The organism is Bordetella hinzii LMG 13501 (assembly GCF_001548475.1).
Lineage (GTDB): Bacteria > Pseudomonadota > Gammaproteobacteria > Burkholderiales > Burkholderiaceae_B > Bordetella > Bordetella hinzii.
The window spans coordinates 24,675-33,421 of sequence record NZ_LRUJ01000046.1 but is presented as its reverse complement, the minus strand read 5'-3'; the positions used below and the strand labels follow the sequence as shown (position 1 = coordinate 33,421).

The 8,747-nt window shown below is 66.6% G+C and carries 10 protein-coding genes; 9 read left to right on the top strand and 1 reads right to left on the bottom strand.

Features of this window, described 5'->3' with window-relative positions:
• Positions 1-282: 282 nt before the first annotated feature.
• The 5 genes from AXA74_RS21355 to hutG are packed head-to-tail and all read left to right on the top strand — an operon-like array spanning position 283 to position 4,165.
• Positions 283-1,017 carry an IclR family transcriptional regulator gene (locus AXA74_RS21355; protein WP_032961885.1) on the top strand — a complete coding sequence of 245 codons (735 nt, stop codon included), beginning with the start codon at positions 283-285 and terminating at the stop codon, positions 1,015-1,017.
• A 34-nt stretch (positions 1,018-1,051) separates the two neighbouring features.
• Complete coding sequence (locus AXA74_RS21350; protein WP_029581171.1) at positions 1,052-1,795, top strand: transporter substrate-binding domain-containing protein; 744 nt, start codon at positions 1,052-1,054, stop codon at positions 1,793-1,795.
• Positions 1,792-2,460, top strand: coding sequence for an amino acid ABC transporter permease (locus tag AXA74_RS21345; RefSeq protein ID WP_032955120.1), 669 nt, complete (start codon positions 1,792-1,794; stop codon positions 2,458-2,460). The genes AXA74_RS21350 and AXA74_RS21345 overlap by 4 nt, the downstream gene beginning before the upstream one ends.
• The gene (locus tag AXA74_RS21340; RefSeq protein ID WP_029581169.1) at positions 2,457-3,221 is read left to right on the top strand and encodes an amino acid ABC transporter ATP-binding protein; all 765 of its coding nucleotides are present in this window, start codon (positions 2,457-2,459) and stop codon (positions 3,219-3,221) included. Before AXA74_RS21345 ends, AXA74_RS21340 begins: the two co-directional genes overlap by 4 nt.
• On the top strand, positions 3,218-4,165 hold the full coding sequence (hutG, locus tag AXA74_RS21335; protein WP_032955121.1) for a formimidoylglutamase: 948 nt from the start codon (positions 3,218-3,220) through the stop codon (positions 4,163-4,165). The genes AXA74_RS21340 and hutG overlap by 4 nt, the downstream gene beginning before the upstream one ends.
• Before the next feature lie 113 nt (positions 4,166-4,278).
• On the opposite strand, the gene AXA74_RS21330 is transcribed toward hutG, so the two are convergent.
• A complete protein-coding gene (locus AXA74_RS21330; protein ID WP_032979247.1) occupies positions 4,279-5,172 on the bottom strand; it encodes a LysR family transcriptional regulator in 894 nt (297 codons plus the stop codon).
• 159 nt (positions 5,173-5,331) lie between these two features.
• On the opposite strand from AXA74_RS21330, the gene AXA74_RS21325 reads away from it, so the two are divergent.
• The 4 genes from AXA74_RS21325 (at position 5,332) to AXA74_RS21310 (ending at position 8,709) form a co-directional block, all read left to right on the top strand.
• Positions 5,332-5,742 carry a (R)-mandelonitrile lyase gene (locus tag AXA74_RS21325; protein ID WP_029581166.1) on the top strand — a complete coding sequence of 137 codons (411 nt, stop codon included), beginning with the start codon at positions 5,332-5,334 and terminating at the stop codon, positions 5,740-5,742.
• 50 nt (positions 5,743-5,792) lie between these two features.
• Positions 5,793-6,488: a carboxymuconolactone decarboxylase family protein gene (locus AXA74_RS21320; RefSeq protein WP_032955124.1), complete on the top strand. Its 696-nt coding sequence runs from the start codon at positions 5,793-5,795 to the stop codon at positions 6,486-6,488.
• A 15-nt stretch (positions 6,489-6,503) separates the two neighbouring features.
• Positions 6,504-7,247 (top strand): SDR family oxidoreductase, encoded by a 744-nt coding sequence (locus AXA74_RS21315; protein WP_029581164.1) that lies wholly within the window; start codon positions 6,504-6,506, stop codon positions 7,245-7,247.
• A gap of 172 nt (positions 7,248-7,419) precedes the next feature.
• Positions 7,420-8,709 carry a Glu/Leu/Phe/Val family dehydrogenase gene (locus AXA74_RS21310; protein ID WP_029581163.1) on the top strand — a complete coding sequence of 430 codons (1,290 nt, stop codon included), beginning with the start codon at positions 7,420-7,422 and terminating at the stop codon, positions 8,707-8,709.
• Positions 8,710-8,747 lie beyond the last annotated feature (38 nt).

Here is an 8,747-nt window from a genome sequence, read left to right as displayed (position 1 = left end):
GCCGCGGCCGAACCGCCGCGCACGCCCGCCGAGCCGGCGGCGGCGCCCGCGCCCGCCGTGCGCGGTGTGTCGGGCCTGCGCCTGGATTCCTACGACTAAGGCGCCGCGCGACCCGTCCAAAGCCCCGCTTGCGGGGCTTTTTTCATGTTGGGATGCCCAAAAATTAAGAAATCTGACTGGGGTTTTACCTAGTTATTCTCATAAATCGGGAATGTTGCATTGGAATTTTGAGAAAAAAAGCTAATCTGTCGCCACGGAATATCTGTCTGAGAGACGGTTTTGATGCAGGAACAGATTGCTGGCGGCGCCGACCGCGTGCTGTATGTACTGGCCACGCTGGCGCGCCATGAGAGCCCCTTGACGATCGCCGCGCTGGCCGAGCAGACCGGCTTGGCGCAAAGCACGCTGTACCGCCAGATCGCCTTGCTCAAGCGCTGGGGGTTCGTGCTGGAGCAGGCCGGTTGCTACGGGCCCGGGCCGGCATGCGTGCAATTGGCGCGCGGTTTCGATCAATCGTCTTTCCTGATCCAGGAGTCGCAGGACGATATGGCGCGCCTGGCGGCCGAGTCCGGCGAAACCGTGGGCCTGCTGGTGGCCGTCAAGGACCAGGCGGTCTGCCTGGACATGGTGGAAAGCCAACACCCCCTGCGCTGCTCTTTTGTGAAAGGGCGCGGCCTGCCGCTGGTCAAGGGCGCCTCGGCCAAGTCGCTGCTGGCCTTCATGCCGGCCGCGCGCCTGCAGGCGCGCCTGGAAGAGCTCGGCGCGGCCGGCGCCGACCTGGCCGCGCTGGAGCGCGACCTGCTGGCCATCCGCCGCCAGGGCTATGCCATGAGCGACAGCGAAGTCGACGCCGGCGTCTGGGGCGTGAGCGTGCCGGTCTTCCGCCGCCCGGCCCAGGCTGTCGCCTCCATCACCCTGATGGCGCCGTCGACCCGCGCGGCCGGCCGCACCCAATCCCTGGCCGCCATGACCGTGGCGGCCGCCGAACGAATTTCCGCCCGATTGGCGGCCCACTGAAGTACCACGCCAACCCTGAACGATAGGACGCACCATGACGACTCGCCGCCAATTGCTGACCGCCGCGCTGACGCTGGGCCTGACGCTGACCAGCGCCAGCAGCTTTGCCGAAGACACCATCCGCGCCGTGACCGACGCCACTTTCCCGCCCATGGAGTTCGTCAAGGACGGCAAACGCACCGGCTTTGACATCGAATTGGTCGAGGCCCTGGGCCAGGCCATGGGCAAGAAGATCCAGTGGATCGACATCGACTTCAAGGGCCTGATTCCGGCCTTGCAGGCCGGCCGCGCCGACATCGCGGTCTCGGCTATCTACATCACCGATGAGCGCAAGAAGGTGGTGGACTTCACGGACCCCTACTATGCCGGCGGCCTGGTCGTGCTGACCAAGAAGGATGGTCCGGTCAAGACGCTGAAGGACCTGGACGGCCGCAGGGTGTCGGTGCAGGTGGGGACCAAGTCGGTGAACTACCTGCGCGACAACTATCCCAAGGTGCAGCGCGTCGAAGTCGAGAAGAACCAGGAAATGTTCAACCTGGTGCAGATCGGCCGCAGCGATGCCGCGGTGACCGGCAAGCCGGCCGCCAAGCTGTTCGCGCAGAGCACCCAGGACCTGACCGTGCTGACCGAGCAGATCACGACCGAGGAATACGGCATCGCCGTGCCCAAGTCCAAGCCTGAGCTGACCGGCGAACTGAACGCCGCGCTCAAGAAGATCAAGGCCGACGGCACCTACGACCGTCTGCTGAACAAGTGGTTCGAGGCTCCCGCCAAATGAATCTGGAATTCGCTCCCGTCTTCGCCGACTTCGGCGCCCTGATGCGCGGGGCCGCCGTCACGGTGGAATTGACCGCCTGCGCGCTGCTGCTCGGTTGTGTGATCGGCCTGTTGGTCGGGGTGGGGCGGCTCAATCCCAAGAACCGCGTCATCTATAACCTGTGCAGCACCTACCTGCTGTTCTTCCGCGGCACGCCGCTCCTGGTGCAGCTGTTCATCTGGTTCTTCGGCTTGCCGCAATTCGGCATCGTGCTGCCGGCCTTCGCCTGCGGCGTGCTGGGCCTGGGCATTTATTCGGGCGCCTATGTGTCGGAGATCGTGCGGGGAGCGATCCAGTCGGTGGACCGCGGCCAGACCGAGGCCGCGCGTTCGCTGGGCATGTCCTCCGGGCAGGCCATGCGCATCATCATCCTGCCGCAGGCCGTGGTGCGCATGATCCCGCCGCTGGGCAATGAGTTCATCGCGCTGATCAAGAACTCGGCCCTGGTGTCGCTGCTCACCATCCATGACCTGATGCACGAAGGACAGAAGATCATCAGCGTGTCCTACCGTTCGCTGGAAACCTATCTGGTGGTCGCCTTGATTTACCTGGTCCTCACGACGGTGACCACGATGATTCTGCGCAAGGTCGAGCAACGCCTGCGCGCCGGAGGGATGGTGCAATGAGCACGCAAGAAATGATCAAGATCCGGGGGCTGCGCAAGGCTTTCGGCGAGCACGAAGTGCTGCGCGGCATCGATTTCGACGTCAAGCCTTCGCAGGTGGTCGTGGTGATCGGGCCCAGCGGCTCGGGCAAAAGCACGCTCTTGCGCTGTTGCAACGGGCTGGAAGTGGCGCAACAGGGCACGATCGAGATCTGCGGCCATGCGCTGCTGGACCATGGCAAGCAACTGCCCGAGGCGCAGCTGAACCGCCTGCGCATGCAGGTGGGCATGGTGTTCCAGTCATTCAATCTCTTTCCGCATCTGTCGGTGCTGGACAACGTCACCGTGGGTCCGCGCACCTTGCGCGGCCTGTCGCGCGCCGAAGCCGAGCAACTGGCCAATGATCTCCTGGCCAAGGTGGGCCTGGCGCACAAGACCACGGCCATGCCGGGCTCGCTGTCGGGCGGCCAGAAGCAGCGCGTGGCGATCGCGCGCGCGCTGGCCATGAAGCCGGACGTCATGCTGTTCGACGAACCGACCTCGGCGCTGGACCCGGAGCTGGTGGGCGAGGTCCTGCAGGTCATGAAGCTGCTGGCCAAGGAAGGCATGACCATGATGGTGGTCACGCACGAAATGGGCTTTGCGCGCGAAGTGGCCGACGTGGTGGCGGTGATGGACGGTGGCGTGATCCTGGAGTCCGGCCCGCCGGAAACCATTTTCAGCCATCCGCGCGAGCCGCGCACGCGCGAGTTTCTGCAAGCCGTGCTGAGTTCGCAGGCATGAGCGCGGCCGTCTCACCTGTCTGGCGCGCGCGCGATGACAGCGGCGAGCGCGGCGACACGCGCCGCATGGCGCATGTGATCGCGCCGGCCGGGCGCCAGCCCGGCGCGGGCGAAGCCGCCTTGCTGGGCTTTGCCTGCGACGCCGGCGTGCTGCGCAACCAGGGCCGTCCCGGGGCGGCGCAAGGGCCGCATGCCATCCGCCGCATGCTGGCGGGGATTCCCGCCCACGGGCTGGAGATCCTGCATGATGCCGGCGACGTGGTCTGCGATGACGGCGATCTGGAGGGCGCCCAGCAGCGCTACGCCGCCGAAGTGGCGCGCCTGCTCGCCACGGGGGCCCATACCCTTGCCCTGGGCGGCGGGCATGAGATCGCCTGGGGCAGCTTCATGGGCCTGCGCCAATGGCTGGACGCGCGCGAGGATGCCGGTCCGGTCCTGGTGCTGAACCTGGACGCGCACTTCGATCTGCGCACCGGCCGGCCGGCCAGCTCTGGCACGCCCTTCGATCAGGTCGTCACCCTGTGCGCCGAGCGCGGCCTGCCGCTGCAGTACGCCTGCCTGGGGGTCTCGCGCCTGAGCAATACGGCCGCGCTGTTCGCGCGTGCCGAAGAAGTGGGCGCCTTCTGGGTCGAGGATGTGGAAATGCGCGAGGCGGACCTGGCCGCGCGCCTGGCCGACGTGGACCGCCTGCTGGCGCAAGCCCGGCACGTCTACCTGACGGTGGATCTCGATGTCCTGCCGGCTTCGGTGATGCCGGGCGTGTCGGCGCCGGCTGCCTACGGGGTGCCGCTGGAGGTGGTCGAGCGCATCGTCACCCGGGTGGCGGCCAGCGGCAAGCTGCGCCTGGCCGATCTGGCCGAGGCCAATCCGGATTTCGATATCGACAACCATGGCGCTCGCGTGGCGGCGCGCCTGGCCTGGCGCATCCTGAGCGCCTGGCGTTAAGCCGGGCGAGGGCCGCAAGCACGCGGGCCGGCGTTTACCGGCAAGGCAAAGGCGGCCCGGCGGGCCGCTTTTTTTTCGAGGATGGGCTTGGCCCGGCGCCGCGCCTGGCGGGCTCATGCGTGCCAGCGCAAGGCCTCGATCACCAAGGCCAGCGCAGGCGCGATCTGCTTGCGGTTGGCGTAATACAGGTGATAGCCGGGGAAGGTCGGCCACCAATCCTGCAGCACCGGCACCAGCCTGCCGGCCTCGATATGCGGCTGCATGATGTCCAGCGGCACGAAGGCAAAGCCCATCCCGTCCAGCGCCGCCTGAAGCATCAAAAAGGTATTGTTGAACGTGGTCTGGCCGTTGACGCGCACGTTGATGGACTGACCGTCCTTCTCGAAGTCCCAGGCATACAAGCCGCCCTGCGTGGGCAGCCGCAGGTTGATGCAGCGGTGTCCGGTCAGATCGTGGGGCGTCCTGGGTAGCGGTCTGCCCGCAAGATAGCCCGGCGAGGCGGCCACGGCCATGCGCAAGGCCGGCGCCAGGCGCACGGCAATCATGTCCTTGTCCACGCGATCGCCGACGCGCACGCCTGCATCGAAGCGGTGCGCCGCGATATCGGTCAAGGCATAGTCCACGCTGAACTCGACGTGGAGGTCAGGGTAGTCCTGCAACAGGGGCAGCAGCCGCGGCCAGAGCACGGTGGTGATGGCATGGTCGTGCGCCGTGATGCGCACCGTGCCGGCGGGCTTGTCGCGCAGCGCCGCGAGCGAGCCCAGTTCCAGTTCGATCTCGTCGATTCGCGGTGCCACCACGTCCAGCAGCCGCGCCCCGGCCTCGGTGGTGGAGACACTGCGGGTGGTGCGGGTAAGCAGCCGCACGCCCAGCCGGGCCTCCAGCGCCAGCATCGCATGGCTTAGCGCCGAACGCGACAGGCCGAGCCGGGCTGCCGCGCGGGTGAAGCTGCGCTCGCGGGCCACGGCCACGAAGGCTTGCAGGTCGTTGAGGTTCTCTTTGGCCATTGGTGAATTCCTTGCACCAGCGTATGTCTATTTTACGGCCTTCTCAGCCAATGACGGGAGCCGTACAGTTTCATGGCGCCTTCCAAGGGGACATTGCAGCGTCGCCGAACGCTGGCGCGCCGGCCCTCGTCCCCTCACGATCTTTGCAAGGAGCGCACTATGGAACTCAAACGCGCGGGATCCCAGCCTTCGACCAAGGGCCCTGCCGAGTGGTTTACCGGCACGGTCCGTATCGACCCGCTGAACAGCCCGCCCGCGCCGGCCCGCGTGTCTTGCGCGGCCGTCACCTTCGAGCCGGGCGCGCGCACGGCCTGGCACACCCATCCGCTCGGCCAGACCTTGATCGTGACCGCCGGCTGTGGCTGGACGCAGTGCGAGGGCGAACCCATCGTCGAGATCCGCGCCGGCGACGTCATCTGGTGCCCGCCCGGACATAAGCACTGGCACGGCGCTTCTCCGGCCACGGCCATGACGCACATCGCCATCCAGGAGGCGCTGGATGGCAAGAACGTCGAATGGATGGAGCACGTCACCGATGAACAGTATCTCGCCGGTCCGGCGCGCGGCTGAGCGGGCCGGGACCGATACCGCGGTCACGCAACGAAAAGGACACCCAACCCATGACTCGATCCCCAACGGCAAGCTCGAGCGCTTCTGACACCCTCACGGCCGGCCACCAGGCCATCGTGCCGATCGCGGCCTTCGCCGCCGCGGGAGATATCGTCAACCTGAACCGCGCGCTGGACCAAGGGCTGGATGCCGGCATGACGGTGAGCGACGCCCGGGAAATCCTGGTGCAGCTCTATGCCTATGCCGGCTTCCCGCGCAGCCTCAACGCACTGGGCGAACTGATGAAGGTGCTGGAGGCGCGCAAGCAGCGCGGCATCGAGGATGCGCCGGGCCGCGAGCCCGGCCGTCCCATCCCCAAGGGGGATGCGCTGCTGGCCGCCGGCACGGCCAACCAGACCCGCTTATCGGGCGGACCGGTGCAGGGGCCGCTGTTTGATTTCGCGCCCGCCGCGAACGACTACCTGCGCGCGCACCTGTTCGGCGACATCTTCGAGCGCGACAACCTGGACTGGCAAAGCCGCGAACTGGCCACCGTGGCCATGCTCTCGGCGCTGCCCGGCGCCGAGCCGCAATTGCAGGCGCACATGCGCATCAGCATGAACATCGGCATCAGCGCCAGCCAGTTGCGCCAGCTCACGCAGGTGCTGTCGTCGCGCGTGGATGCCGCGCATGCCCGCCGCGCCAGCGAGGCGCTGGACAGGCATCTGGCTAGCCGCGAGCAAGCGCCGGCCCGCTCGAAGGGATAAAAAAGGGAGAACCTCATGATCCAAGATAAAGTCATCATCATCACCGGCGCGTCGTCGGGCATCGGCGAGGCGACGGCCAAGCTGCTGGCCAGCAAAGGCGCCAAGGTCGTGCTTGGCGCCCGGCGGGTGGACAAGCTGAAGCGGATCGCCGATGAGATCACGCAGCGCGGCGGGCAGGCCGTGTATCGGGAACTGGACGTCACCAAGCCGTCCGACAACGACGCCATCGTCAAACTGGCCAAGGATAGCTACGGCGGCGTCGACGTCATTTTCCTCAACGCCGGCCTGATGCCGACTTCGCCGTTGTCGGCGCTGAAGACCGACGATTGGCATCAGATGGTCGATGTCAACGTCAAGGGCGTGCTCAACGGCGTGGCGGCCGTGCTGCCCGAGTTTCTTGCGCGCAAGTCCGGCCATGTCATCGCCACCTCGTCGGTGGCGGGCCTCAAGGCCTATCCCGGCAGCGCCGTGTATGGCGGCACGAAATGGTTCGTGCGCGACTTCATGGAAGTGCTGCGCATCGAGTCGGCCATGGAAGGCACCCACATCCGCACGGCGACGATCTATCCGGCCGCCATCAATACCGAGCTGCTGGCGACCATCAGCGACAAGCCGTCGCTTGAGCAGATGCGCAATGTCTACGACAGCTACGGCATTTCCCCGGACCGGATCGCCAGCGTCGTGGCCTTCGCGATCGACCAGCCCGAGGACACCACGGTCAACGAGTTCACGGTCGGCCCCGCCAGGCAGCCTTGGTAGGCGGGCGGCGCTTGCTCCGCGGCCGCCGCGCGGCAGACATGAGACGCGCCATTTTGTTGCGCCGCGGAAGCTTACGATTAAATATGTCCCCAATAAATATTTTTCTTATATATATGGTGACGTATTAATCCGGCGGGTAGAATTTCCCAAACTCAGCCCGGAGAGCGTTCCTATGTCTCAACCTCCTGTTCATGCCTTGCCCTCGTACCTGGACGCCGAGCACCTCGGCCCCTGGGGGGTGTATCTGCAACAAGTCGACCGCGTGACGCCCTACCTGGGGCCGCTGGCGCGCTGGGTCGAGACGCTCAAGCGTCCCAAGCGCGCGCTGATCGTCGATGTCCCGATCGAGCTCGACAACGGCAGCATTGCCCATTTCGAGGGCTATCGCGTGCAGCACAACACCTCGCGCGGCCCGGGCAAGGGCGGGGTGCGCTTCCACCAGGATGTGACGCTGTCCGAAGTGATGGCGCTGGCGGCCTGGATGTCGATCAAGAACGCGGCCGTGAACCTGCCTTATGGCGGCGCCAAGGGCGGCGTGCGCCTGGATCCGCGCAAGCTGTCGCACTCCGAACTCGAGCGCGTGACGCGCCGCTACACCAGTGAAATCGGCGTCATCATCGGGCCGACCAAGGACATCCCGGCGCCCGATGTCAACACCAACGCCCAGACCATGGCCTGGATGATGGACACCTACTCGATGAACGAGGGTTCCACCGCCACGGGCGTGGTGACGGGCAAGCCCATCGCGCTGGGCGGCAGCCTGGGCCGCGTCGAGGCGACCGGCCGCGGCGTGTTCGTGGTGGCTTGCGAGGCCGCGCGCGACCGCAATGTGAGCGTGCCCGGCGCCAAGGTCATCGTGCAGGGCTTCGGCAATGTGGGCGGCACCGCCGCGCGCCTGTTCCATGAGGCGGGGGCGAAGGTGATCGCCGCCCAGGATCACACCGGCACCATCCACAACGCGGCCGGCCTGGACGTGCACAAGCTGCTGGCCCACGTGGCCTCCACGGGCGGCGTGGCGGGCTTCTCGGGCGGCGCTGCGCTGGACAATGCCGAGTTCTGGACGCTGGAAACCGATTTCCTGATCCCGGCGGCCCTGGAGTCGCAGATCACGGCCGCCAACGCCCCCAAGGTGCGGGCCAAGATCGTGGTCGAAGGCGCCAACGGCCCGACGACGCCCGAAGCCGACGACATCCTGCGCGAAAACGGCATCTATGTCGTACCCGACGTGCTGGCCAATGCCGGCGGCGTGACCGTGTCGTACTTCGAGTGGGTGCAGGATTTCTCCAGTTTCTTCTGGAGCGAGGACGAGATCAACCAGCGCCTGGAGCGCATCATGCGCGAGGCCTATGCCGCCATCGCCCAGGTGGCGCGCGAGCACAAGGTCACCTTGCGCACCGCCGCCTTCATCGTGGCTTGCACCCGCATCCTGCAGGCGCGCCAGGTGCGCGGCCTCTACCCCTGAGGCCCAGCCGACAGGTCCTTGTTACCTGTTCCGGATAC